24 protein-coding genes and 1 pseudogene are annotated in these 24,571 nt (G+C 50.9%); 6 read left to right on the top strand and 19 right to left on the bottom strand.

Annotation, left to right across the window (positions count from 1 at the left end; all coding sequences use genetic code 11):
* Nucleotides 1-14: 14 nt before the first annotated feature.
* The 19 genes and pseudogenes from JZM60_RS16800 to JZM60_RS15185 form a co-directional block, all read right to left on the bottom strand.
* Entirely contained in the window at nucleotides 15-896 is an 882-nt protein-coding gene (locus JZM60_RS16800; RefSeq protein WP_241426288.1) for a hypothetical protein, read from the bottom strand.
* Between the two features lie 78 nt (nucleotides 897-974).
* The gene (locus JZM60_RS15270) at nucleotides 975-1,289 is read right to left on the bottom strand and encodes a hypothetical protein (RefSeq protein WP_207163256.1); all 315 of its coding nucleotides are present in this window, start codon (nucleotides 1,287-1,289) and stop codon (nucleotides 975-977) included.
* Entirely contained in the window at nucleotides 1,289-1,732 is a 444-nt protein-coding gene (locus tag JZM60_RS15265) for a hypothetical protein (protein ID WP_207163255.1), read from the bottom strand. The genes JZM60_RS15270 and JZM60_RS15265 overlap by 1 nt, the downstream gene beginning before the upstream one ends.
* 70 nt (nucleotides 1,733-1,802) lie before the next feature.
* A pseudogene (gene radC / locus JZM60_RS16875) lies at nucleotides 1,803-2,174 on the bottom strand (RadC family protein); the annotation flags it as partial.
* Nucleotides 2,175-2,393: 219 nt separating this feature from the next.
* Nucleotides 2,394-2,849 (bottom strand): hypothetical protein, encoded by a 456-nt coding sequence (locus JZM60_RS15255; protein ID WP_207163253.1) that lies wholly within the window; start codon nucleotides 2,847-2,849, stop codon nucleotides 2,394-2,396.
* Between the two features lie 79 nt (nucleotides 2,850-2,928).
* Entirely contained in the window at nucleotides 2,929-4,587 is a 1,659-nt protein-coding gene (locus tag JZM60_RS15250; protein WP_207163252.1) for a VWA domain-containing protein, read from the bottom strand.
* Nucleotides 4,588-4,669: 82 nt separating this feature from the next.
* Nucleotides 4,670-5,620 carry a DUF3150 domain-containing protein gene (locus JZM60_RS15245; RefSeq protein ID WP_207163251.1) on the bottom strand — a complete coding sequence of 317 codons (951 nt, stop codon included), beginning with the start codon at nucleotides 5,618-5,620 and terminating at the stop codon, nucleotides 4,670-4,672.
* Nucleotides 5,621-5,696: 76 nt separating this feature from the next.
* Nucleotides 5,697-6,080 (bottom strand): hypothetical protein, encoded by a 384-nt coding sequence (locus tag JZM60_RS15240; protein ID WP_207163250.1) that lies wholly within the window; start codon nucleotides 6,078-6,080, stop codon nucleotides 5,697-5,699.
* A gap of 10 nt (nucleotides 6,081-6,090) precedes the next feature.
* Nucleotides 6,091-7,014, bottom strand: a complete 924-nt coding sequence (locus JZM60_RS15235) for an AAA family ATPase (RefSeq protein ID WP_207163249.1) — start codon at nucleotides 7,012-7,014, stop codon at nucleotides 6,091-6,093.
* A 72-nt stretch (nucleotides 7,015-7,086) separates the two neighbouring features.
* Entirely contained in the window at nucleotides 7,087-7,476 is a 390-nt protein-coding gene (locus JZM60_RS15230; RefSeq protein ID WP_207163248.1) for a hypothetical protein, read from the bottom strand.
* Nucleotides 7,466-7,900 carry a hypothetical protein gene (locus tag JZM60_RS15225; protein WP_207163247.1) on the bottom strand — a complete coding sequence of 145 codons (435 nt, stop codon included), beginning with the start codon at nucleotides 7,898-7,900 and terminating at the stop codon, nucleotides 7,466-7,468. The genes JZM60_RS15230 and JZM60_RS15225 overlap by 11 nt, the downstream gene beginning before the upstream one ends.
* Nucleotides 7,901-7,981: 81 nt before the next feature.
* Nucleotides 7,982-8,395: a hypothetical protein gene (locus tag JZM60_RS15220; protein ID WP_207163246.1), complete on the bottom strand. Its 414-nt coding sequence runs from the start codon at nucleotides 8,393-8,395 to the stop codon at nucleotides 7,982-7,984.
* A 2-nt stretch (nucleotides 8,396-8,397) separates the two neighbouring features.
* Complete coding sequence (locus JZM60_RS15215; protein ID WP_277603754.1) at nucleotides 8,398-8,598, bottom strand: hypothetical protein; 201 nt, start codon at nucleotides 8,596-8,598, stop codon at nucleotides 8,398-8,400.
* 299 nt (nucleotides 8,599-8,897) lie between these two features.
* Nucleotides 8,898-9,863 carry a PD-(D/E)XK nuclease family protein gene (locus JZM60_RS15210; RefSeq protein WP_207163244.1) on the bottom strand — a complete coding sequence of 322 codons (966 nt, stop codon included), beginning with the start codon at nucleotides 9,861-9,863 and terminating at the stop codon, nucleotides 8,898-8,900.
* A 96-nt stretch (nucleotides 9,864-9,959) separates the two neighbouring features.
* A complete protein-coding gene (locus tag JZM60_RS15205; protein ID WP_207163243.1) occupies nucleotides 9,960-10,118 on the bottom strand; it encodes a hypothetical protein in 159 nt (52 codons plus the stop codon).
* Nucleotides 10,119-10,214: 96 nt separating this feature from the next.
* Nucleotides 10,215-13,571: a DEAD/DEAH box helicase family protein gene (locus tag JZM60_RS15200; RefSeq protein WP_207163242.1), complete on the bottom strand. Its 3,357-nt coding sequence runs from the start codon at nucleotides 13,569-13,571 to the stop codon at nucleotides 10,215-10,217.
* A 92-nt stretch (nucleotides 13,572-13,663) separates the two neighbouring features.
* Nucleotides 13,664-14,212, bottom strand: a complete 549-nt coding sequence (locus JZM60_RS15195) for a hypothetical protein (RefSeq protein ID WP_207163241.1) — start codon at nucleotides 14,210-14,212, stop codon at nucleotides 13,664-13,666.
* A 36-nt stretch (nucleotides 14,213-14,248) separates the two neighbouring features.
* The gene (locus tag JZM60_RS15190) at nucleotides 14,249-15,358 is read right to left on the bottom strand and encodes an ATP-binding protein (protein WP_207163240.1); all 1,110 of its coding nucleotides are present in this window, start codon (nucleotides 15,356-15,358) and stop codon (nucleotides 14,249-14,251) included.
* A gap of 120 nt (nucleotides 15,359-15,478) precedes the next feature.
* Entirely contained in the window at nucleotides 15,479-15,883 is a 405-nt protein-coding gene (locus tag JZM60_RS15185; protein ID WP_207163239.1) for a single-stranded DNA-binding protein, read from the bottom strand.
* Between the two features lie 917 nt (nucleotides 15,884-16,800).
* Between JZM60_RS15185 and JZM60_RS15180 the strand changes: the two genes are divergently transcribed.
* The 6 genes from JZM60_RS15180 to JZM60_RS15155 all read left to right on the top strand — a co-directional run bounded on the left by JZM60_RS15180 (nucleotide 16,801) and on the right by JZM60_RS15155 (nucleotide 24,469).
* Complete coding sequence (locus JZM60_RS15180; RefSeq protein WP_207163238.1) at nucleotides 16,801-17,766, top strand: ABC-three component system protein; 966 nt, start codon at nucleotides 16,801-16,803, stop codon at nucleotides 17,764-17,766.
* A complete protein-coding gene (locus JZM60_RS15175) occupies nucleotides 17,753-17,980 on the top strand; it encodes an ABC-three component system middle component 6 (RefSeq protein WP_207163237.1) in 228 nt (75 codons plus the stop codon). The genes JZM60_RS15180 and JZM60_RS15175 overlap by 14 nt, the downstream gene beginning before the upstream one ends.
* Nucleotides 17,971-19,698, top strand: coding sequence for a DUF2326 domain-containing protein (locus JZM60_RS15170; RefSeq protein ID WP_207163236.1), 1,728 nt, complete (start codon nucleotides 17,971-17,973; stop codon nucleotides 19,696-19,698). Before JZM60_RS15175 ends, JZM60_RS15170 begins: the two co-directional genes overlap by 10 nt.
* Before the next feature lie 211 nt (nucleotides 19,699-19,909).
* Entirely contained in the window at nucleotides 19,910-21,730 is a 1,821-nt protein-coding gene (locus JZM60_RS15165) for a phosphoribosylanthranilate isomerase (RefSeq protein WP_207163235.1), read from the top strand.
* Nucleotides 21,730-23,403, top strand: coding sequence for a type I phosphoribosyltransferase (locus JZM60_RS15160; RefSeq protein ID WP_207163234.1), 1,674 nt, complete (start codon nucleotides 21,730-21,732; stop codon nucleotides 23,401-23,403). Before JZM60_RS15165 ends, JZM60_RS15160 begins: the two co-directional genes overlap by 1 nt.
* Nucleotides 23,396-24,469 carry a 5'-methylthioadenosine/S-adenosylhomocysteine nucleosidase family protein gene (locus JZM60_RS15155; protein ID WP_207163233.1) on the top strand — a complete coding sequence of 358 codons (1,074 nt, stop codon included), beginning with the start codon at nucleotides 23,396-23,398 and terminating at the stop codon, nucleotides 24,467-24,469. Before JZM60_RS15160 ends, JZM60_RS15155 begins: the two co-directional genes overlap by 8 nt.
* Nucleotides 24,470-24,571: the final 102 nt, after the last annotated feature.

The following is a 24,571-nucleotide window of genomic DNA, read 5'->3' as shown; positions in this document are numbered from 1 at the left end:
TGGTTTATTTGGTGTCAGGCCCGCAGCCGCTCATCCCAACAGCATTCGCCGATGAAATGAGCGAGGTCGTCACGCTGGTAGAAGATGCGGGCGCTGCTTTGGATAATCAGGTTGCCGCAGCCGACGCATTTGACGGCTCGCTCGATTGGGCTGTCAGCTTCCGTCAGTTCCCGGATGTAGCTCTCTTCGCAATCCGTACACTGATAGATTTCCCTGTCGATGCCGAACAGAGTGTCGGTACGGTCCAGTTCCAGATTGCCGTCACATGCCCGGCAATGCGGTCCTGCCTGCTCTTTGATCGTGGTTGAACCGATAACCCGATGGATCTTCCAGGCAATGCGGGCGAGCTTTCCGGAAGGAGTGGTGTCGGCCGCACAACGGCGCAGGGTTTCGATGCCGAGAGTATTCCCGGCGTCGTCAGTCGTGAGCGTCTGGAATACCTCCCTGAGTAGAGGAAGGTACGAGTCATCCGTTTCCGGGCCGATATCCCCGGTTTCGGTCTCATGTTTCCGCTGCTCCAGCCAGCATGACGTACTGCAAAACTGCACATCATCGGCGGTAATGAAAACCGCGCTGCCGCCGAAACCGTCCGGCCGCATCCTGGAGCACGAATAGGAGCTTTCCTTGAGAATCCAAGGAAGTTCGCCGTTGGAGCGGCGGATGATATCCTGGAATCTGTCGTAAAGATCATCTTCACTGAGTTCGATGTCATCCTTGGGGTCTTCGCCCGGGAGAACACCGGCAGTGCACCAGTCTTCCGCATAGAGGTAGACCTTGTCGTCTCCATCGGGGACTATGCTGATGCTGAAGGCATCGAAGAATCGTCTGTCCTCATCGGTTATCAATTGCTTGGGAATGGATGGTTGGAAAATTGATTGGCTCAGGTAGTCTGTCATTTTGTCCGTCTCTTTTTTTTCTCGGGGAGACAGACCCCCTTGTCGGGGAGCTGGTCTCCCCGTTGGGATTGAAAGTGTTCAGATGTGGGTGTCCAATCCGGTGACCCTGGTGAAAATTTCCTGCAGGTCATCGGCATAAACGAAATCCAGTTTCTCGATGGTGTCGGCTTTCAATTCAGGTCCCCGATAGACCTTCAAGGCCTCAAAGATGTAGGTATCAGTCCAGTCCAGGGTAATCTTGATCCTGTTGATACCCTCCTTGGCAAACCCTGTCGGCAGGCTGAACATGAGGTAGTTTTCGCCGCCGATGAAATTCCCGGCGCCGGTCATGGCAATAAATCTCCGGCCGCCGAGTTGGGCAAGAATGGTCTGGGCGATTATCAGGTCGGCCATCAGATCGCCTCCTGTACATCGCCTATTACTTCCCGCTGGTCAAAGTCGCCGGGTTCTTTTAGGACGGATAGCGGCACCGAAGCGGATTCCCACCGGACGGAGGTATGTTTGTAGTACCCCGACCAGAAGAAATCGTTATCGGTGACGTTGAGCGTGTTGCACTCCATCCGGCCCTCGAATTCCTTCATGGCAACCTTCCCGTTTTCCGGTTCGGCTTCATAATCGGCAACCATAAAATCGCAGTCGTAGTTGAACTCGGAAATTCTGTAGACCTTCATCTGTCTGACAACAACCGAAAGCTTCCTGATCCGTTCGACGTTTTCCGTATTCAGTCCGATCACGGCATAGTCGGCTGCGTCTGAGAAAAATTCGCTGTTGTCTGATATGGGGATAATCAGTTTCTTTGTGGCCGGCGTGGGTGCACCGTCATTATTCTGGTTCATGCTTGTCTCCTTGCTGCTGTAATTGGACAGAGACAAGTCCCCCGCAGGGTTCTTGCCCCTGCCGGGTTGATTAGATAAGGCCTTGTTCAACGAAACTCAGATAGCTGTCACCGATGATGATGTGATCGAGCACCTTGATGCCGAGAAGATCACCCGCTTCTCTGATGCGTCGGGTGATTTCCATGTCTTCGCGTGACGGCGAAGTATCTCCGGTGGGGTGGTTGTGGAGGAGGAGAATCGCCGCAGCGCTCGACAGACAGGCCGTCTTGAATACCTCCCGTGGGTGGACGATGCTCTGGTTCAGGGAACCGATCGACACCCGGTCGAAACAGATGATCCTGTTCTTGCCGTCCAGGTGCAACGCTATGAAGTGCTCCTTCGCCTCCTGACGGAGGTCACGAAACATCTCAAAGACATGACTTGGCGACGTGAACCGCATGGACACCCACGCCGGGGCGTCTTCGCGCACCACCTCTTTCCGGTACTTGGCTTCGATTGAAAGGATTGTTATTTTCTTTTTCTCCGGAGGGAGTTCTTCTCCGAAGAGGTTTCTTGGATAGGGGGACATTCGTTGACTCCTTTCCGGAGGGCGGACGTCCCCATGGGGGACAATGCCCCCCGAAGGGTAATGGTTGATTTATCGATGTTCTGATGTTTCTCTTCAGACTACCCTGACCGACTGGAATGGTGCGCCCATGACGGCCGGGCCGTCCGGGGATCTCCGGGTGGAGATTTCAAGGTGGCACGGTATCCAGCCGGTCGATTTGCCGACCACGAAACTTCGCTTCTCGCCGTAGCAATCCACGACCTCAACCTTCTTGCCTTCCAGGCCAATGAGCTGAGGGGTGAGTTCGGCCCTGGAGCGGTAGCCGGTCTGCCGGTGTTTCTGGAAAACCAGGTCTGACAGCTTCCGGTACTTTTCATAGGCCTTCATGGTGCCGCGTTCTGCCGGCAGGGGTGTCAGGTCCCAGCGATCCAGTTCAGCTGCGAGCAGATTGCCCAGCTGCATCACTCGGTCGAAGCCGAGCGTGGTGCATCCTTCTTTGAAATGGATGACGTACAGGCCATTTCCGGGGCCGAAGTAATCAGGATTTATGGTGACTTTGTTGTTTTTCACGGTGACCTCCTGAAGACACTCCCCCCCACGGGAGTGTCGGTTAGAACACCCGGTAGGGGCGGGGTCTCTCTTGTGGAGGTCAGGCTACCTTGCGCCTGGTGATGAGTGCCTCCTTGAGGAGGCCGATCAGCGCGGCAGGCAGCTCTTCGATCTGTTTGATGACGGAGGATTCTCTCAGCCAGTTCAGTATGGAGGTGTCGAGGATGCCGATTCCGTACACCTCGATCCCGCATTCCTTAAGCCGTTCCACCGCCTTTCTCGTTTTTCCGATATCGTCCGGGCTCCCATCGGTCATTGGAATGACGATCTTCCGGCGTTCCGGCCGATGGGTGAGGAGCATTCCGGCCCACAACAGGGCCTCTGCCATCGGTGTTCCCCCGCTTGAGCCGATATTGAAGAATCCGGCCCTTGGTTTCGCACCAAATGGCTTCAACTCCGCCAGGTCTCTGCCCCAAGGGAAAGCCCCAACGGCGCAGGTCACTCCCGGGAGGAGTTCCAGCGCCTCAGCTGTGACAAACGTTGCCTGCAGAGCCACGGACATTTTTTCGGGGTTCATTGATCCGGAGCGGTCGGTGAGCAGCACGATCGCCGTGTTGTCGTCCTGCTTGTCCCGCCGAGCCTCGAATATCCGGGTGTCCGGTGTCCGGCAAGCCACACGATATACCGACCGGCTGTCGATTCGGTGGCCTGCTCTCTTTGCATTGCTCTGTTGCAGTCGAACCGCCTGGAGGAGTCCGGCAAGCTGGCTCCGCATTCTGCTTGTCTTGCGACGCGCATCGTCAAAGCCCATTTCACCTTCGATCCTTCTCTGATCTCCGGTACCGCTGCCGGCCCCGACGCTTGGATGATGCGTGTCGGGGATATCTTCCAGGTTGCCAGTCCGCTCTCCCTTGGTGTGTTCTTTGCCAAGCATCTGAGCAACGATCTTGCCGAGGTCGACCTTCTGGGTTGCCTTGCCGACATCAGCTGTCCTGAGCCCGGCAAGGTTGTCCGACTGTTTTCCGGCAGATGTCCGTGGACTGTCCGCGGACGTGCCCTTGGACTCGCTTCCGCCGGGAGACCGATTGTCGCTGTTTCCTGAGTCGGCACTCTGATTGTTCTTGCCGCTTTCTGGACGCTTATCCTTCTGCCGAGGCGGCGGCGGGTTTGTGATGAGTGTTTCAATTTCGTTCCCGAGATTCACGCAATCGTCCAGGGTGTTGCACGAGCCTACTCTGGCGACACATGCTGCAAATTGATCGCAGAAGGGATCACCGAAGCTTTGCCTGCTCCATGTCTCCATTTCAGAGGCAAAATCTCCGAGTGGTTGTCCAAGGACATCCGCCCGGCCGCGGCACACCAGCCAGCTTGTCAGAAGCGACATGGGCTGGCTTTTCGTTCCCCGGAAACTGCCATCCTCGTGTTTGAGAATGCCAACCATGTCCCGTAGATTGATTGCGCATCCCGGGAAATCTTCGCACTGTTTCTTTTCAATATAGACTTCCTCGATGAGCTCTCCCCACGTTCCCATGTTTCTCTCAAAGTCGGAGTGACGGACGTGGGCGGATTCATGATCGACGTAGCCGCGGGCGAGAACTGCCGCCTTGTGATCGTCGGGAGGAAGGGTGGGGATGATGATTTCACTGCCGGTGGTGTAGGCTTGATCCCCCTCGATACGGAGGGTCACGCCCATTTTTGCGCCGAGGGCCTGCATTGCGATCCGCAGTCCCCCGATGAGGGTGGATATTTTCGGTGGCATGGTTTCTCCTGATACGACGCTCCCCCCTGCAGGGAGCGTCTGAAGATGCTTCCCCAGCAGGGTGGGTGTGTCCGTTCCTGGACTAGAACCATTCAGCTGGCGCCTCCTCGAATTGAGGCAGGTAGGTAAGGTCCGGTATGACCTCGATCTCGTTGGGCTCTTCTGTGGCTTCCAGTTCCTCCGCCGATTCGTCTATCGGCTCTTCTACCGGTTCTTCCTCGACGGGGAGGTTTTCAGCGATCTCCCTGGCCTCCGGAATGTTGCCGAGGAGGTGGATCACCCCGCACAGGGCAGCAAAATCTCCACCCTTGATCGGTCCGGTTTTTGGAAGGCTGGTGAGTGTTGACCTGATTCCGGTAACCAGCTCGTTTAGGCCGGGCTCGAGAAAGACCAGACCTTCGATCTTTTCCAGCATCGCCCTGATCGGCCGTACCGTCTTCTGGCCGACCTCCAGTTTGCCGCGGAAGGAGCCTTCCCAGGTCAGGCGGGCCTGCTGCCGGACCTCATGGCGGAGTTGATCGGCCAGGCCGTTTATCTCCGTCTCAAGACCCGTCTCGTGCCCCTCGACCGGGTTGATGTTGAATGTCTGTACTCTGAAGGCAAGCTGCCCCTTGACGTATTCCAGGCTTTCCACGGCACTGGCGATGACTTCCTCCCAGCCGGGGTTCTGCGCTTTCCAGTCCTGAACCGCCTGGTCGTACTCCGACAGGAATTCGATCCTGGCTGCGTTGTATTCGCCCTTGATGACATCGAGTTCAGCCATGAGGCCAGCGAGCTTCTCCACGGGAACTGCATATCCGCCGAGAAACCTGGTCCCCACGGCAAGAACGGTCCGCTCCGCCCGCCTCTTGAAGGTCGCAAATGGCGCAAGCGCCGCCGGGTCCATGACCCGTTTGCTCCCCAGTGAGGCGAGCTTCTGGGGTGGGAGTTCACTGCCGTCCGCCAGTTTCAGATCCTCCTCGCGGAGCTGTTTCCGCCCCGTCCAGAGGGAAACCGACAAGACAAGTATTACTATGTTGTCCAATATGTTCATGACGTCTCCTTTCGTTACGGAAGGAAGACAATCACCCCCCTGGGGGGATGTCTTTGCCTCCCAGTCCGGGTGGTTATTAGAACCATTGGTCGCTGTTCTGGTCGGACAGCCACTCGCTCATGACTTGGCTAGCCAAGGGCGGAGTGCTGTTTGTCGGCCTGTTAGGTCGTGGCAGTTCAGGCGGCGTTGCCGGTTGAGTTTGACGCTGGTGTGACCAGCCGGAGCCGGGGAACCATTCCCCAACCAGACGGTAGCCTTTTCCCTTTTTCTCCTCGATCTTTTGATCGAGAAATATCCGAGATGGGGCCGGGCCGATGGTCTTGGATTGATTCACCTGGCCGGTCTTTCCCCACTGACTGATAACTTCCCTGTCGGTAAGAAACCCGAGCCAGTCTTTGCCGCCGCTGGAAGAGGGTGCCCTCAACCAGATGCCGTATTGGGTATTGCCGGGAACGAACATGATCCACCCCCTATGCGATGATCCGCTGTACCAACTCGTGAAGAGCCTGGCGGGACTGCACTTCGGCCCGGAAGCCGAGCGCCCGGTCAAGGGCATAGACGATGGGGTTTACTCCCGGTTTCGCTTTGTAAAAGGTGGCCAGCTGCGCCCACCTTATGAGGGTGCGGGTGCAGAAGGTGACCTCGATCTCGCCGCTTATAAAGAGATCGCGGACCTTGTTGGCCACTTCCACCATTTTCTGCCGGATCGGGGAAGGGACTTCCGGGACTGCTTTTTCAAGGGCCTGGTTTTCCTCCGCCGGGTCGGCATAGCCGACTTCCAGCATCATGAACCTCCCCATGGAGGCGAGGTTCTGGCGTTTGGTCGCCTGGTAGAGACCGGTTGCATCACCGTTTCCGGCGGTGTTTCCGGCGAAGATTATCCTCGCGCCGAAGCGCAGGGGATCGATGGTTTCTCCCGTTTCCGGGATCATGATGGTCCGGCCTTCATTGACGGCGTTCAGCCCGACAAAGGTTCCCGGGTCGAGGGTGTCGGCCTCGTCCAGGAGAATCCATGCCGAGGCCGGGTCCTTGAGCCCCTGGATAAAGGGACCGTCCACCCATTCCATAGTGCCGTTTCTGACGACGAAGCGCCCGAACAGTTCCGGCATCTCCATCCGCTCGTGACAGGAAACCACGTAGAGAGGAATGTTGAGCCGGGAGGCAATCTGGGTGACGATGGACGATTTCCCGGAGCCGGTGGGACCTACAACGTACAGTGGATCGGCCCCTGCCGCCCCCTTCATCCAAGCCAGAATGTCCGACAGGATTTCTCTCCGGAATACATAGTCCGGATTGGAGCGGGGGATCATCGCGTGTTTCGCGTTGTCGCGGACATCGACGGTGATCGTAACGGGGGCCTGAATGCCGAATACTTCAGTGATGGGTTTCTTCATGATGGTCTGTCTCCTTGTCGAAGGCGGACCATCCCCTTGGGGGGAATAGTCCGCCCCATGGGGTTGAAGTGTTTATGGGTGTAAGAGTCCTATGCCGACACGATGGCTTCGCAAGCCCATCTTCGGCACACTGATGATTAACCGCCTCAGGATGTAGTTCGGCGCGCAGCCCTGGTCTAGCAGCCAGTTGAGCTGCTGTTCCAGACCGGAGTTGTTGATGGCGCCGGCGGTGTCTGAGGCCGTGTCAAAGACGAATTCGTCCAAGCCGGCATCACCCGTGTCATGGTTTTCGATCAATGACACCAGACGCTCGATGTCGGCTTTTCTCTCCTTCGTTCTCAGTTCGAGTAGTTTGGAGATATTCTGCAACGCCTTCTGAATACCCACTCGGTAACGCTGAAGACATGCAAGATATTCGTTGAGGACAAGCAGTTCATCTGTGGTGTAGCTCTCAAGATTCATGATCGCCCTCCACGGTGAACAGCGTGTCCATGCCGTACCAGTCGTGTGCCTGGTCGGCGATAGCGTCGAGGAGATTACGGATACCTTCCAGCGGTTCAAAATCCATGGAAGCTTCCTTTACATCTCCGTCGAGTAGCAGAGTAAGCAACGTCCGCTGTTTCTTGAAGATTTGCGGGTCGAGGGAGAACAGGAAGACCTTCTCGTTTTCCTGAATTTCCTCATGGCGCTTGAGAATGGCTGTTGCCAGGTGGTCGATGGAGACGCACCTGATCGTTTGTTCCACAAGGGCAGCATAGTCATCCGGCAGTTCGGCGGCTGATAATCTTCCGCTTTCCATGCAGTCGGACAGCATGTCGTGGAGCTTGCCATAGTGCTTCTGGACTTCTTTCAGCACGGATACCGCGCCGCAGGTACATTCATTCATACTGCCTCCTTCCGTAAGGAAAGGCAGTTCTCCCCCTGACGGGGTGAAAGAGCCTCCCCATCCGGGTATGAAGTTGTGAAGTTAGAAGAGAATCAATTGCTCCGGGACATCAAAGCGGCTGTCACGTTCTCCGGGAACGAATTGCAGCTGTTCTTCGCCCAAAACGAACCATGTGCCATTACACCTTACCTTGATGCCCGTGTAGAATTGCCCTCCACGGATATCGGTGGCAGATTTCTCGTTGTAGGTGTAAATCTGGCCGTCGTACTGTTCGAGTGGAACAAGGAGTTGAGCGTATGCCGCTTGCATCCCTCCTGGAGGACCGTACATCGCTCCAGTAATGGCATACAGTTTGTTGTTATGTTTGTACGCTCCTCGAATATGTCCTTCCGGTATGAGCGTGCAGGAGATCAATTTGCTGAATTGTCCTTCCGGTGTCCGACCAGGCATACCATCAGACATAAGGCGAGGGTCCATAGGTACCTTGATACTCATGATCAGACCCCCTTCCAGGCGGATATGATCTTCGGATATCCCGACGCCATCCTGGCGATCACCGTGACTCCCTTGTAGCGAAACCTCAGGGGCTTTTCGGTAAGGATGGGAGTGGCGAATTTGACGCCTTCCAGTGCCTCAAGCGGAACAGACCGCTCAAGGATTCGATTGGCGCCGTGCAGCGACAGGGTAAGAGCTGACAATATGACCACCTCCTTTCCGAGTAACCTGCTCCGGAGACCGTGGTTCCGGAACTGTGGCTGCAGCAAGGAGGCAGAGACCGAGGACCATCACCATGAAGATTGCTGAAAGGATGGTCCGGACGAGTTCTTTGAGGTCATCCCGATCCAGCTTCGATCGGGAATAGTGTTTGAAGTCTTTGGGCAGGACGCCCGTTCGATGTTTCATTGCAGATCCTTTCCGGGGGCTGATACACGCCTCCCGTGAAAGGAGTAATCCCCTGTCGGGAGCGCATGTTTCGCCCCCTGTGGGGTTTGGTCTCTCAGGCTGCTATCGCAAGCGGCGCCGGAGGAAGTTGTTTGATTTCCAGTTTCGTGTAACCGGCCTTCGGTTTTGAACAGGCCTTGAACACGTCCGGATGGTCTTTTTTCAATTTCTTGCCATCGACGGTTTCTGATGCGGCAATGGTTGTTGTCGCAACTGCGATCCCGTCTTCCGTGACCCCTTGAAACGATCCTCCAAAGAACGTAATCAACTCGCTCTTCATCGGGTCAAGCCGCTTTTCGAGGTCTTTTTTCTGCCGGTCGAGACTTTCGTACTCGGCGACTCTATCCGTGACCTCATCCGGTATTTCCAGGGCAAGGTGTGCCGGGCATCCTGTCCGGTAGGAACAGAAGCCGCACAGAATACTTGGGCATGTTTTCGGTTCGCATTCGCCGCGCATGGCGGAGAGGATGTGATTGCCGCGTTCGATCAAGGGGGCGAAGACCTCCGGGTGCGGGACGTAGGAGTTGAACTCCTTGTAGACGCCCTTATTGAGATCCACCGCCAGGATCGAGCCGCCGATTTCGATATCCGGCCCTTCCTGCAGTCTGAGCAGGCCCATTTGGACATGAAGTTGGTCCACCCAGGAGCCATAGGGTTCGTCGGGGATACCGTCCGTGGATTTCATCTCGACCACGTGAAGGCGTTTTTTCCCCCGGAAAAGGAAGTCGATATGGCAGATGATGTCGTAGAGAGGATGAGCGATTTCAACCTCCTCCTCGAAGATGGCCCCGCCAGCCAGGAAATAGTCCCTGAACATGGCCTGTGCTGCATGACCTCTGTCGAAGACGAGCATCTGCTTGATAGTGTGTTCAACTGACGAGAGTTTGCCGAGTACGGCCTTGCGGGAGCACCCGGCAATGTCGGAGGCCCCGGCATACTTGGTGCGATCACCAAGATGTGCTGAAGCTTTTTTCTGATGAGCAGGAATTGCTCTTTTGAGAAATTCATCGATGCGTGCCATCTCTTTCATCTCCTATAAGGTGGTTGTAGCCAGGAGGAGACGAAACGACTCCCGGGAGGGAGAGGTTGTCTCCCCCTGACGGGGATGGGGATGGGGTTACATGTAAGTGAAGGCGATCATGGCGGAGGCCATGGCCGACACGCCAAGCATGATCCCGGCAATGACGTTCTTGCAGCTGACCACGACAGGCGATTTTTCGCTTTTCATGTAAATCGTTTTTCCATCGGCGCATCTGATAGCGATCTGGTTTTGCATGGTATGTCTCCTTTTTTTGGGTTGCCCCAAAGAGGAGACACGTACCCCTTTGCAGGGAGACGAAATCTCCCCGTTGGGGTGGTTGGTGGTTAATTGTCAGGCCCGTCTGCGCTTGCCCTGTCTCCCGGCAACGAAGTACGTGCCGAAAAGGGTTATTTCCAGCATCCCTTCGACAAGGTACTCGTGATACTTCTCTTCCGGGAATGGCTTCACGACCTCCAGGCCATCTTCAATAACGATGACCGGGATAGTTGCGGCAGCAGGCGTGGGTGTTGGTTCCGGCTGCGGGAAAGGTATGACCTTGGCCGTTGCCGGTGTCATTGGTATCGCGGGAAAAGGTGCAACAACCTTGTTTTCATCCCTGACCCTGGCGTTGTCGGTCCGGGTCATCTTCTTGAGCAGGGCGCTTGGGTCCTGATAGTCGATGTTCCCTTCCTTGAGCGCCTTGGTGATGAGGGCGGAAAACGACTGATTGCCGCTCGTGCATTCCGCGGGGTCGATGTCAGGGGTTTCCCCTTCCGCGAGTTTGGCGATCATCCTCTTTTCCAACGTGTAGGCCAGTTGCGCCTCCTGAATCGGCGAAGAGGTGAGATACCAGTAACGGCAGGGGCGGACTTCCCCATAGATCATTCGGTGTATGTCAGCGGTATTGACGCGGCGGATTCTTCCTTCCCCCTGTTCGGCCATTCTGGTGTTATCGGTGTAGTCGAACCAGGCGAGGTTGTTGAACTGGGAAAGATTCAATCCGGTCGCGACCCGGTGGTATGAGGCGATGACGACCTGGGCGACGGTTTTCTCGAACCATGCGACCAGTCTTTCGGGAGCTACAGAATCGGGGAGTACGTCGATGGACACGTTGGGAACGCTGTCAGCGATGATGCGCTTGAGCGGGCCCCTCATGTCTATCTTCTGCGTATTGCCGGTATAGATCAGCAACCGCTCTCCCCAGTTCACGACCAACCGGACGATGTTGACCAGCTCGACTTCTTTCTCGAGCAGTTCTTCGACCGGCCGTCTCCACAATGTTCCGAGGAGATCGCCACGCAGGCGGATTTCATCGTCGGCATGCCTGAAGGTGTCGGACACCCGCAGGAACGCCGCCGTTCTGACGCTTGCGGCTGGCATTTTGTCTTCAATCGGCAGATCCGCATCGTCAATGATCTTGTCGATGGTCCTCATGCACTCTTCCACTTCCGCATGAGGGATGCATTTGAGTACTTCCCGCTCGACCGGAGGGAGATCATCGAAATCCTCCGAATCGACGTTCACGAAGTTCGGCAGCGTGTAGACCAGGGCAGCCGGTGAGATTCCCGCCGTGTCGTAGGTTTGCACCTTCTCCGATTCACGGTGGCGGTTTCTCTCGTCGGTTTTCCGGACCTCCTTGAATGCGCCGTACTTCGCCTGGAAGTCGGTGGCGGACTTCATGTCCCATCCCGCCTCGCGCATCTGGACTGGATTGATTCCCCAGAGCAGGTTGTAGAGGCTTTTCGCCATGCCGTTCGTGACGGTCGCGGTGAGACAAAGCACCCGCTTGGCGGAAGCCGCCAGACGGATGAATGCGGTCCCCTGGTTGGACATCAGGTTGGCCGCATTGTGCGCCTCATCGAAAATGGCGAGGTCGAAGGGTATCCGCTTCAAGAAACGGATATAGGGGAGCTGCTTGTTGTGTGATTTCACCTCCGCTGACGTGCCGTTCCGTTCGATGTCGGCGATCCAGCGCTTGTAGCGCATGTATGGCCGCTTGTTCTCCGGAATGTAGGTGTAGAGAACATCACCGCAGACGGGGCAGTGTTCCTTGCTCCCTTTGGAGATCCTCTTCACCGCGGCAGAGCAGTTGAGGCAGGCGTCGGTATATTTGATCCCTTCTTTCGTTTTCACCCGGGCGGTCTTCGTGACGGGCACGAAATCCGGGTGCATGCGGAGACGGGTATAAGCGATCAGGTAGAGACCTTTGGGCTGGGCACGGGCAAGTTCCCTCAGCCGTTCCCAGGAGTCGATAACAAAGACATCGAAGCCTTCGTTTTCGTACTCCTTAATCATCTGGGGAACAAGTTGCGGTTCCGTCACCATGATCGACCTTTTGGCGCCGGCGATATACTTCACAGCCTTCGCCATCCAGGTTTTCCCTGTGCCGGTATTAGCCCGGATGCCGATTCCTTTCCTCCCCGACGCAAACGCCTTCATGACCGCCTTCACCGCCTCCCGTTGGGGTGCTTTCAGGCCGATCTCCTTCAGTTCGGCAGCCAGGTATTCTTCATCCCGGCCGATTTCGTGAAGGGGTTTGTACATGGTGGTGAGTTTGCGCAGAAGGATGGTGGACAACTGACAATTGAGCTCGACGTAGTCAAAGCCCAGTTCACGGGCGGGTTTCACTTCGCCCGTCTTGTCCATAAGGAAGGTCTCTACAGTCGGTTTATGCAGAATGGTTGTCGTCTTGGTGCCGTTATCGTCGTAATCCTCGAACGTTTCCGGCTTTTCAACGAGCATGTACTTGGCCAGATAATAGACGCCGTTTATGGTGACGCTTTCGATTTGGCTGTTCATCGCGGCAAGCTGGACGGCATGGGCCGTGCGGAGTGTGGAAACAGGCTGAATGCTGGTGTCGTAGCTGGCAGGATAATCCTTCTCCAGCATCACCGTTATCGCCTTGTCCAACCGCTCTTCACAGTCCCGGTAGAACCCGGTGAGGTCCTTGCTTTGGAGCATGGGCCTGGTCTTTGACCTGCCTGCTTCGACCTCGATAGTGACGGTCGGGTTTTCGGCATGGGACAGGATCAGGTCCGCGTCCTTGTTGTCCAGGTTGTCGTAGTTGTGAAAGTAGGGTGAACGGTATGAAGTCGTTTCGTTGCCGACATTCTTTCTGAGAAAAATGACCAGCTGCTTGAAAGCCCCGTATTCCTCCGATTTGTAGGCATACCGGTAGGTGAAGCTACCCCGCAGGAGTTCGATCATTTTCCCTTTCAACTCATACTCCGGGATGATCAGGACCATGACTCCGCGGTGTGAAACCATGGGAGCGGCCTTTTCGATCCAGCTTATGAGCTCTCCGCCGTTCCTGTTGTAAGGGGGATTTAAGAGGAGAATGTCGAATGATCCGGTGTTGGTGGTGTCGAAGAATGAGGTGTTGAACTTCTGGTCGGTGCCGCGAATCTTCTTAAAGCGGTCACCGTCCAGTTCCACGGCAAAAGAGGCAACGCAGGTGTTCTTGGCGCTCGAATGGGTGGCGGCCTGTTTCGCATGGCGGACCATGTTGGACAGGAACCCCCCTTCACCGGCGCACGGGTCGAAGATGGTTACCAGCTTCTCGTGAACGCTTTTCTGGTCCCAGCCGAAGTTTACGCTTACGACTTTCTTGACCAGTTCCACGTCATGCGGGAAGGTAGGATAAAACCCCTTCGCCAGTTCGTTGCCTTTCACGCGGGAATGCTGATTGACCTTGTCAATGAATTCCATGTCTGCTCCTTGTGAAAGGGAGCAGGCGGACATGATACTCCCCTGGTAGGGGAGGTGGTGTGTACCGCCTGCCCCGCTGGGGGTGGATGATGTCAGTGTTGTGCTGGTGGCTCCTTTACCTCGATGGAGATATTGGCCGTTGGTTCTGGGAAGGCAAAACCGCCGTATCTGATGCGGTTCCTGACTTCCTCCGGGATGTTCTCCTTCAGGCGATAACACATCTTGTAGCCAATCATGGGGACCAGTAATTCCGCCATGTCGAACAGAGGTAGGTACCAGTCCCGGTGTACGAATTGCTGCTGGTCCAGGATACGGGAGTAGATGGTGAAGCATTCCTCCCGGTTGTTCCCGATGATGAGGCGACGGTGCCGGTCAGGAAGGATGTACAATCCCGAGTAGCCGTTATCCATCTTGCTGATAAGGCTCACGGTACCTCCTACTGAGACACGGTTGCTTTTCTTGTCGGGGACTTCCAGAAGAGGGGCTTCCCGGTCGTGGAGGATCTGGGCGAAAGCCCTTACCTCCTGCGATGGGCCGTATGCGGACAACAGGACTATGAGTCTGTCTTTGTCCATGACCAGGTTGCTGCAGAAAATTGATGCCGAGGCGCGAAGGCCCAGGAGTGAAATGGTTGGTTGCATGGCTTCCTCCTATCAGGATGGGTTGAATGGCAAGATCTAAGCTGCCATCTTGTAGACCCATACCTTGTCGGAGGGTTGCCAGCGGAAGCCTTTCGTTTTCAGGAACTCCTTGGAGGCTGTGTCCTGATACGACGGTTTGGCATGTACCTCACCGGCTTCCTCTTTCGTCTCGAAAGGGATACGACGGGCAGTCAGTGCGGAAGTGATGTCGGTCACGTTGCCTGTTGCCGAGTCGCCTTTCTTGGTTTTTGCGTCGAGGGCCTTCTTGGCGGAGGTCATCTTTTCGGCAGGAATCTCTTCGAGTTTCTTTACCCCCAGATAGGCGAGGAATTTGCCCCGATCTGCTCCCACATTTTTGATAATCTCCTCCAGCTCCTTCACCTGATTCTTGGTGATGAACTTCGGCCCTGCAGGTAGCTGTTGTTCCGGTTCGGCGGTAGGTTGCTGTGCAGCCTCTCCCGAATCCAGCCAGGTTTGAATGGATCTTCCGTGCTCCTCCGTCAGCTTCCCGAAGAAACCATCGAAAATCTCCGTCCGGTCCTTGCTGGATGTGGCTATGTGCCGTTCCTGGTCGACATCGAAAACGAGTGAAAACTCGTAGTCCATGCCTTCCCGTTGTACCGGCGCCATCCCCACTTTTTTCGGGACTTTCTTGCCTTTTTCATCTTCGACAAGGATGTACTCGGTTTTGCTGCGCATCGTGGCGATGACGTGCATCGGCGACTGCAGCATGGCATCGACCAGGGAATTGTGCTTGGGGGTTGCTTCACGCCACCCTGCAAACTTGTTTCCTTTGGCCGATTCTGTTCTTGCGTCCACGAACTCCAGGATACCGCCGGTCCCCGCCCATGCATGGGAGAGGGAGTCGATAATGATGAGGTCGTAGCCAAGCTTTTCCGCCTCCCTGATGCCGCTTATGTACTTCTCAACGGTGAAAGGGGGCTTGATCACGTCCACGTCGTAGTCGCCCAGGTGAGCGTACAGCGACGCGCTTTCGTTTTCCGTGTCGAGAACAGCGATCCTTCCACCCGGTCCGACGATCCCGAATGCCAGCTTGAGGGCCGACATCGTTTTGCCTGAGCCTGCGGGGCCGCAGATACCGATACGTGCTTTTGCTCTTTTCCGTACTGCTTTCTGAAATGCCATGTCCTGTCTCCTTTTCTGTCGGTTGTACCCGGACAGAGGAGACGGACCACCCCACAGGGGTTAGGTTGTCTCCCCTGCCGAGTTGGTTAGGTTGTGATGTCACGATGTCACGAAGCTACATCAGAAGGGGTCATCTCCTTCAGGAAAGCCCGGGCCTTCGTGCGTCTGTCCGGGGTCCTCGTGATTTGACCCATCTTTGCGCGACAGCATCTGCATCTTCTCACCGACGATTTCCGTGGTGTAGCGATCCTTGCCGTCCTTGTCTTGCCATTTCCTGGTCTGGAGCCGACCTTCGATGAACACTGTTTTTCCCTTGGCCAGGTATTCGCCGGCAATTTCCGCCAGACGTCCCCAGAGGGTGACATTGTGCCACTCGGTGCGCTCCTCCCATTCTCCTTCTTTGTTTTTGAACTTCTCCGATGTCGCAAGAGAGAAACTTGCGACTGCCGTGCCGGATGCCGTGTAACGGACCTCCGGGTCTTTGCCCAGGTTCCCTATCAAAAGGACCTTGTTCAGACTTGCCATGACTGCCTCCCTGTTGGATTTTCCCGAACATGGAGACGGTCACCGATCCCGTATGGGGAGAGGTTTGGTCTCCCGGTCGGGATTGGTAAAATGCCCGCCGCTGATAAGGCTTGTCGCGGGTTTGGGGTACAAAAAAACCCGTTTCAGCGCGATTGCCGAAACAGGTATATAAGGGGTTCCAAGAAATAAAAAAGGCGCTGGCCTTGTTCAGGGCGCACCTGTGGTTTGATTATTTACTGTCGCCTTTGCCCAAGGTCGACATGTTGATTTACGTTTCACCGGGAAAGGGGCGAAAAGCGCGCCGGGCTCTCCCTGAATGTTATCCCATGCCTGGGTATTTTCTCCTCTGGGCTATCCAGAAGAGTTTATCCGGGGACGATGATGCCCTCGCGGAGTCTCTTTCGGTGAAAGAGTCTAAAATATGAACCATTTTTACCAGTATAGGAAAAGGCTGTCAAGCAATTTATGCGCATAACTATCTGTAATTCCAGTTGTTTCAGGCTGATTCAAATAGGCCTCAGTATGCAATAGTATATCTCGAATAGGAATGACCAGTCGAATAGAACAGGGTTCGATAAAAGCATTAGATTCGTTGACATTAGAGGGGAAAAGTGAGATAAAATCCCGATATTTTATGCTTGTTAAGATAGGATCTCCTTACCCTGTGCAGAACAGGGAATCCATTCTGATGCCTCGGCAGGATTGAAGCCTGGGAATTACTATTATCAGCGAAGAGATACTCAATTTTCTGACAATTCACAAATCCGAACTCGAAGAGAAGTTCGGTGTCCTCCGGATCGGTCTTTGCCGGCGTTGAAAGGGTAACTTGCGGGGTGGTTCGGGAAGAGGAGAAGGAAAGGGTTTCTGCGTGAAGGAGAGTGGGGAGTAGGATAAACAAGGTTTCCGGAAGCAACTTAATGAACAGACTCAACCACGTCGATTACATCATCCATAAACTCTCCGCCCTTGCCACGGAAATCGAGCAGCGCGGCAAGCTGAACCTGCTTGATCTCCATCGTCATTCCGAAGATTTCTACGCCCATTTCTTCAATGAACTGTTCGGTTGGCGCTTGCAGAACCTGAACACCATCAAGCCGAATGCCGAAGCAATCGACCTCATCGATCATACAAGCAAAATCGTTATTCAAGTCTCCGCCACGGCCACTAAAGCGAAGGTGGAATCAGCGCTTACCAAGGATCTTTCAGAGTATAACGGCTATGCCTTTAAGTTCATATCCATCTCGAAAGATGCCGGCGATTTGCGTGACAAGAGTCTTGCCAATCCCCATCGCCTGACCTTCGATCCCAAGACCGACATCCATGATCTTACCTCGATTTTGCGATACATCAGCGGACTCGGCGCCGATAACCAAAGACGGATTGTCGCATTCCTCAAGAAGGAGTTGGGGGTAGAGGTTGATCCGGTCAAGTTGGAATCCAATCTTTCCGCCATGATTACGATTTTGGCAAAAGAAGATTGGAGCAGTGACGATGCCGCGTTTGAAACTATACCGTTCGATATCGACAATAAGATCGAGTTCAATGATCTTAACCATGCCCGCGACATCATCGAAGAGTACTCCCTCCACTATCCACGCATAGCCAGAATTTATGCGGATTACGACCGGGAGGGGAACAACAAGAGCCTGTCGGTGCTGAACGCCATCAAGCGGTTTTATGTTGCCCATAAAGCTCGGTTGAGTAACGATGCCCTGTTCGACAAGGTTACCGAATGCGTGTCAGAGCGAGTGCAGGAGAGCGCCAATTTTGTTCCAATTCCCGAGGAAGAACTTGACCTTTGTATAAACATCCTGGTTGTGGATGCGTTTACCCGCTGTAAGATATTCAAAAATCCGGTAGGATACGCCCATGCTGCTTCCTGACAACATCCACCCGGAACAGAGCATCTACTACAACGGCGCCTTTGTGTTGCAGGCGCTCCGCGAGCGGCGCTCCATGGACCTGCTGGACCTGTATGCGTGTACCCAGGAGCTTCGGCGGATGACCATGCCGGTCTTTGTATTGTGTCTTGACTGGCTCTATTTGTTGAATCTGGTCAGCTTGAACGAACAGGGGGGCGTTGAATTATGTTCCTGAAGTCCCTGACGATTTCGAGCCATGACGAGATAATCCGCCAGATCGTCTTCCACAACGGAATCAATCTTATTGTCGATGAAACACCGGACCGGGGGACGCAAACCGGCAACAATGTGGGAAAAACCACGGTGCTTATGCTGGTGGATTTTTGTCTTGGTGGAGATGCCAAGCAGGTCTATACCGATCCGGAGCACAAAAAGGAAGAGTACACACTGGTTAAGGAATTTCTGTTTGAAAATGAGGTGCTGATTACCCTCGTGCTCAAGGAAGATTTATGTCGTGAAGACTCGCGGGAGATCCGCATCGAGCGCAACTTCCTGCCGAGAAAGCGGAAGATTCAAAGGATTGACGGCAAGGCCAAAACCGACGACGAATTCGAGGAGACGTTGACCGACTTGCTCTTTCCCGGACATCGTGGCAAGCCGACCCTGCGGCAGATCATCTCCCACAATATCCGTTACAAAGATCAGAGTGTCACCTATACCCTTAAAACCCTTGATCGCTTTACCAGTGATGCCGAGTACGAAACACTGTATCTTTTTTTGCTCGGAGTCGATTTCGACCAAGGGGATGTCAAGCAAGAGCTGTTGACGCAGATCGGCTTGGAGCAGACTTTCAAGACCAGGCTGGAAAAGAATCAAACGAAATCGGCCTATGAAACAGCGCTCGCCATCTTGGACGGGGAGATTGAACTCCTGAACCGGCGCAAGGCGAATTTCAATCTGAACGAGAACTTCGAGGCTGACCTGGACCGGCTGAACCAAGTCAAGTATCAGATCAACCTGATAAGCTCGGAAATCGGCCGGTTGAATATCCGGCGCGAGTTGATAACGGAAGCACAGCGAGGCCTGGAAAAAGGTACGGCCCACGTCGATCTGCGGCAACTGGAGCAGATTTACCAGCAGGCCACCGACATGATAGCAGGGATTCAGAAAACCTTTGCCGATCTCTGCGCCTTTCACAACCGGATGATTGCTGAAAAGGTACGCTATATCGCCAAGGACCTGCCAAGGATTGAGAGCGACATCAAGGCCAAGACAGAGCATCTGAGCCGACTCTTGCAGGATGAGGCGGAACTGTCCATAGCGGTCGCTCGTAGTGAATCGTTTGCGGAGCTGGAAAAGCTGATTGCCGAGTTGAACGAGAAGTTCCGGAGAAAAGGAGAATACGAAAACATCATCCAGCAGCTGACTGAGGTGGAGGCGAATCTGAAGTCGTTGAACCAACGTTTAGATGTAATTGACGAGGCGCTTTTTTCCGATGAGTTTGAAATGAAGATCAAAGAACAAAAAGACAAGTTCAACCGTCATTTTGCCGCAATTTCAAAGGAACTGTACGGTGAGCAGTATGCGTTGAAGGTCGATCCGACTGAAATTACTTCCGGGAAGAATAAAGGGAAGCGGCTGTACAAGTTCAGCGCCTTTAACACTAATTTCAGTTCGGGAAAAAAGCAGGGTGAGATTTCCTGTTTCGATATCGCCTACACCCTGTTTGCCGATGAGGAGAATATTCCCTGTCTGCACTTTCTGTTGAATGACAAGAAGGAGTTGATGCATGATAATCAGCTCCTGAAGATCGCCCAGTTGGTCAACCGGAAAGGGATTCAATTTGTAGCGTCGATTCTCAAGGATAAGCTGCCGGAGGAGTTGGATAAGGAAGAGTATTTTGTGGTGAAGTTGTCGCAGGGGGATAAGCTGTTTCGAATTGAGGGCAATTGACGGCATGCAGAAAATGCCCGGTGAATGGGTAAAAAAGCGGAAATACCTAGACGTACGCATGGCTGAAAAGCTGCTTATAGAAATCAAGAGTACTTGTGCCATCTCTGCGCGGAGCGGGCATTTCTGTTGACTTCAGTCGGTGAAGAAATGAAGTATGCTGTCCTAGGAATTCCTTCCCAGGAATTCCCACAGAAAGACTAATGGAGCATTTATGCTATCAGAGCCATTTATTCAAGTTGCAGGTGTGATAGATAGAAAAGAAGCAGAAATGCTTGTTGAATGTGGTGTTAATTATATCGGCTTTCCTCTTCGTTTAAATGTCCACAAAGAAGATATATCAGAAGATTGTGCATCAAAAATTATAAGTTCTTTGCCAAGACACGTCAAAGCGATATTAATTACATATTTAGATGACCCAGCTGAAATAATCAAATTTGCAGAATCACTCGGTGTAGATCATATTCAACTACATGGAAACATTGAGTCGTTTAAGGTTAAAATTATAAAAGAGCTTAGACCGAATTTCGTAATAATTAAAAGTATTGTAATCGGTGAGCAAGATATAGATTTAAAAAACTATGTGAATGATTATTGCAAATATGTAGATGCGTTTATCACAGATACATATGATCCTAAGTCTGGTGCTAGTGGTGCTACTGGTAAAACTCATGATTGGGAAATAAGTAAAGCAATCGTTAATATCTCACCAGTTCCCGTAATCCTAGCAGGTGGTATCAATGATAAAAATGTTCAAGAAGCAATTAATTATGTAGGTCCTAGTGGAGTTGATTCGCATACTGGGGTTGAAAATAGTGAAGGGCGCAAGGATCGTGACCTTGTTAAGATGTTTGTTAATAATGCAATAAAGAGTTATGAACGACGATGTATAAAAGCTTCAAATTCTACTACAATTAGTGATATCGAACATCTATATTTAGATGCTTATAAAGGTATTAATCGGTTAGAGACATTAAAGTATTTGACTGTAGATTTATCTGAAACAATTTATATTGAAGTTACAGCATTGATTAGATTGTTATGGATAATATGTTCTAGAAATAATATGGGCCTTGATACTAAATTAATCCTGCCAAAATTAAAAAAAGTCAGGGATTTTTTAAGGTTATGGAAATTTCCGCAAGCATTATATGATTGTACTGGACGTCATTTTACGTACTTTTGCTGTGAAGAAGACAAGAAGTATTTTGGAGAAAACAACTCAGATAGCGACTATTATTATAAAAGCCTTTCAAAAGAAATTAATCACTTGATAAATAATAGATTTTTTTCAATAAACACTTATAACGTGTCGGATAGTCATAATGCAAATATGTCGGTATTGCATAAAGAGTCAGAAAGATGGAAAGGTGATTTGATCAGCAGATTTCTTGGCGAAAAATTAAAAGAAAAAAATTCTTCCGATTATGTCCCTGCTCGTATTGTTTACGAGGCTATGACAAATGCATTGCGTCACCCTTGCGCAAGTTATATAGCAGCAGCATCGCATTGCGATGATAGGTATAAAGGAGGTAGCTTCTTAACTATTAACTTTTTAGATGATGGGCTTGCTATGAATGAAACATTAAAGGCCGCAATCGTTGCGAATAAGGAGATAAGAGATTCTATTTCAGCTGATACCCATTTTAGAATTAAGCTAAAGATTAAGAGTAATGATGACATAACTTATCGATACATCGATACAGATGTCGACATTAATACCCTAGATACGGAATATCTTTTATTTATTGCATGTCTATTCCCAGGAGTAAGTAGAGACTTATCGAGAAGCTGTTATTATATGCCAGATGAGCAAATGGGAACAACACCAGGAATGGGGCTAGTGGCGCTACTCAATTGTGCCTGTGAAGTTTTTGGCGGGAGCGTTTCTTTTAGAATGGGACATTTATTTGCAAATGTAACAAAACATAACGGAGATGATGCCCGATATTTGATTTCGATTACAGACTACGGCAAACTAGTACCAAAATTGAATGGAAATATGGTTACTGTTCGCTTGCCGCTGGAGGGGTGATGATGACTTCTCATGTAATTCAATTACGCGTTGGTAGCACCTCATCTGAAATAATTAGCCCAGAAGAGGAGAAATTCTTCAAGTGGTTTTCATCTTGCCTGGGTGGTGCGCCTGAAAATAGGATTTCAGTGCAGACGCAAAGAACTATACCGATAACAAACGAAGAAATTCATGTAGATGGGGGGAGAAACGCGTATATTTTTATTCAGAAAGCTTTAGATCAAATTGATAATCTAACAAGTGATGACATGTTAATTATCGATGTTGAGGTTCGTAAAATATCTCAATTGCGTATGCATTTACTTATACACGTACTATCTGGTGTAGAGGCAAAATTGAGAACTCTGGACTCGACAGTACCTAGTAAAGTTGTTTTTATATTGGATAATCTAATACCTGAGACTGATCAAGCATATAGATATGTACAAAACCTCATGAACATATGCAATGTTGTTGTGATTGATAAAAATGGGGAGTGCAATGATAGTTCATTCTCATTTCAAACTGATTTTATCAAAAAAAGAATTTTGTCTAAAAATCATTCAAGACATTCCGTTGCTCGTAAAATGGTTAGACACTTAGGGCATTTTCGGAAGATGCGAGGTGACGAGCCAAGGTGTGTCAGGCACTTTTACGATGGGAAGTATTGTGAAAAAGAAATTGCAGATTATTTATACGTAGAATTAGTCGATCAAATCAATAATAGCAGTGCGCTTTGTTATGAATCTAAGCTTTCACCATGGCTGGTAAACAGTATACTGTCTTTGAAGTCTAGATTGGATTGCAAAATCATAGATTTGTCACAAGAAGAAATTGACGATTCAGTCGATAGATACATCTTGATTCTTGATTTTATAGATAGCGGGCAAACTTTAGTTGATAGGCTTGAAAATGTCATTAAAGATCCTGAAAGAATCATTTCAATTGTAGCAACAGATGAAAATCCAAATTCAAATGGGAAACGCTTTATAGACCGACAGGGAAAGCATAGATTGGAAATAGAGTATTTGGTTAAAGCTGAAATAGAAATGCTTCCAAAAGACAGCTGCTATCTTTGTGACCTCGGGATACCTTTCGATCAGTTAGAATCTTTATCCCTAACTGGGCCAATGCGCAGTATTGATTTTTGGCAGATGGCTGCTGAAGCCGGGCTAGTAAATGAAGAAAATCCTCCTGATTATAGAGATAAAATCGAAACATGTATAGGAACATACGGGATTTTAACAAAAAATGGTGGGTTTATCGCAACTCGTATAGCTCAGATTTTTGCCAAACTTAATCTTTACATGGATGTTTCATTAATCTGCCCCGACAACGAAAAAGCCTCTTCCGTGTTTTCAATGTACTTAGAACTATTACTATCAAAAGATGTCATTTGTGTGCCACGTACGGTCATTGATAGATTTTCAAAAGGATCAAAAGAACTTGAGCAGGATGATTATTCTGCAGAATGGTATGCAAAACTTGCTACACCATCTGTAAAAAGATGTGTAGTGATAGATGATTTGTCAGTAACTGGAAGTACTATAGTTGGAATTTGCTCGCTTCTTAATAAGTTAGATAAGAAGATCGAGGCTATTATACCATTGGTTGACGTTACTGAAAAACCTTATAATATCGCTACTAATATTATTTCATTATATGAGTGGCATGGCGAGGCAGCTTATGAGTAAGAACATAAAAAGGGAGCAGCCAGAGGTAAGTTGTAGGTCAATATCATATCTCATTGGTAAAGCAAAAGATCCGCAGATGAAAAGCATGATGGAGGACGATTTACTGTTCAAGTTTAAAAATATCTTGTCGATTCGAAGTAAGTCTGAAATTGCATTGAAAGTTCTTGCTACCTATGCACCAGATAAAATGAGGTCAATCGTGGAACAAGCAAATATTAACCATTTAGATGGCCATAAAAATAGCTATGATGTTTTAATTTTAGCTATAGTGCCAATTGAATTCATTACAATCAAACAATATTTAAATCTTAAAGAAGAAGATAATCAGGAATTATCATTCAAAAACTACAGATTTTGGGAATGTGATATATATAATAATCGCGAAAAGCGAAACCTGCGGTGTCTCGTTACAATGATAGGTGATGCTACTAATCCGAGATCTGCAATTGCTACAAATTCCGCATTATCCAGATTTAAATTTGACTTGGCAATACTTGTCGGTATTGCTGCAGGCCCGAAAGAAGAAACAAAATTATCAGATGTTATAATTGCAAATCAGATAATTGATTATGAAAATAAAAGACTAGAACCAGATAAAATTAAAAACAGGCCTGAACCACAGTCAATTAATTCGGGTTTGAGAAAGCAGGTTGGATTTTTTATTACGTCGGATATAATCAGGGACGGTGCTTTTGCAAAAGCTTATAGGGAGCAGGAGCAGTCGGTAGTCAGTTCTATATTACCAGACCGTGAGGTCGGACCTGAGATTAAATTTGCTCCAATACTAGCTGGAGATAAGTTACTTGCAGATGGTTTAACTATTGAAAGCTTAATTGATCAGTACCATGATAAAGCAAGGGCCGTTGAAATGGAGGCAAATGGTTTTGTGTTAGCTTGTGAAGATGATAATATTCCATGGCTAGTTTTCCGTGGAATATCTGATTTCGGTGACCCTGGTAAAACAGGCTTAAAACCTTATCAAGCTAATGCTGCTTATTCTGCAATATTGGCTTGTAAGTTGTTCTTAGAAAACCAATACAGTCAAGTCAGTGGTGATACCTTCTAGGGGGGGTAGATTCTACTCGTAAGTGCACCACGTGATAAGGCCGTGTAAATAATTTTGTGCAAAGTAAATGGTTCTGGGTTCGGTTTTACAGGTTCGGCATCC

It is taken from the genome of Geobacter benzoatilyticus, from assembly GCF_017338855.1.
GTDB classification, from domain to species: domain Bacteria; phylum Desulfobacterota; class Desulfuromonadia; order Geobacterales; family Geobacteraceae; genus Geobacter; species Geobacter benzoatilyticus.
The sequence above is the reverse complement of the archived record's forward strand: the minus strand, read 5'-3'. Positions and strand labels throughout refer to the sequence as shown.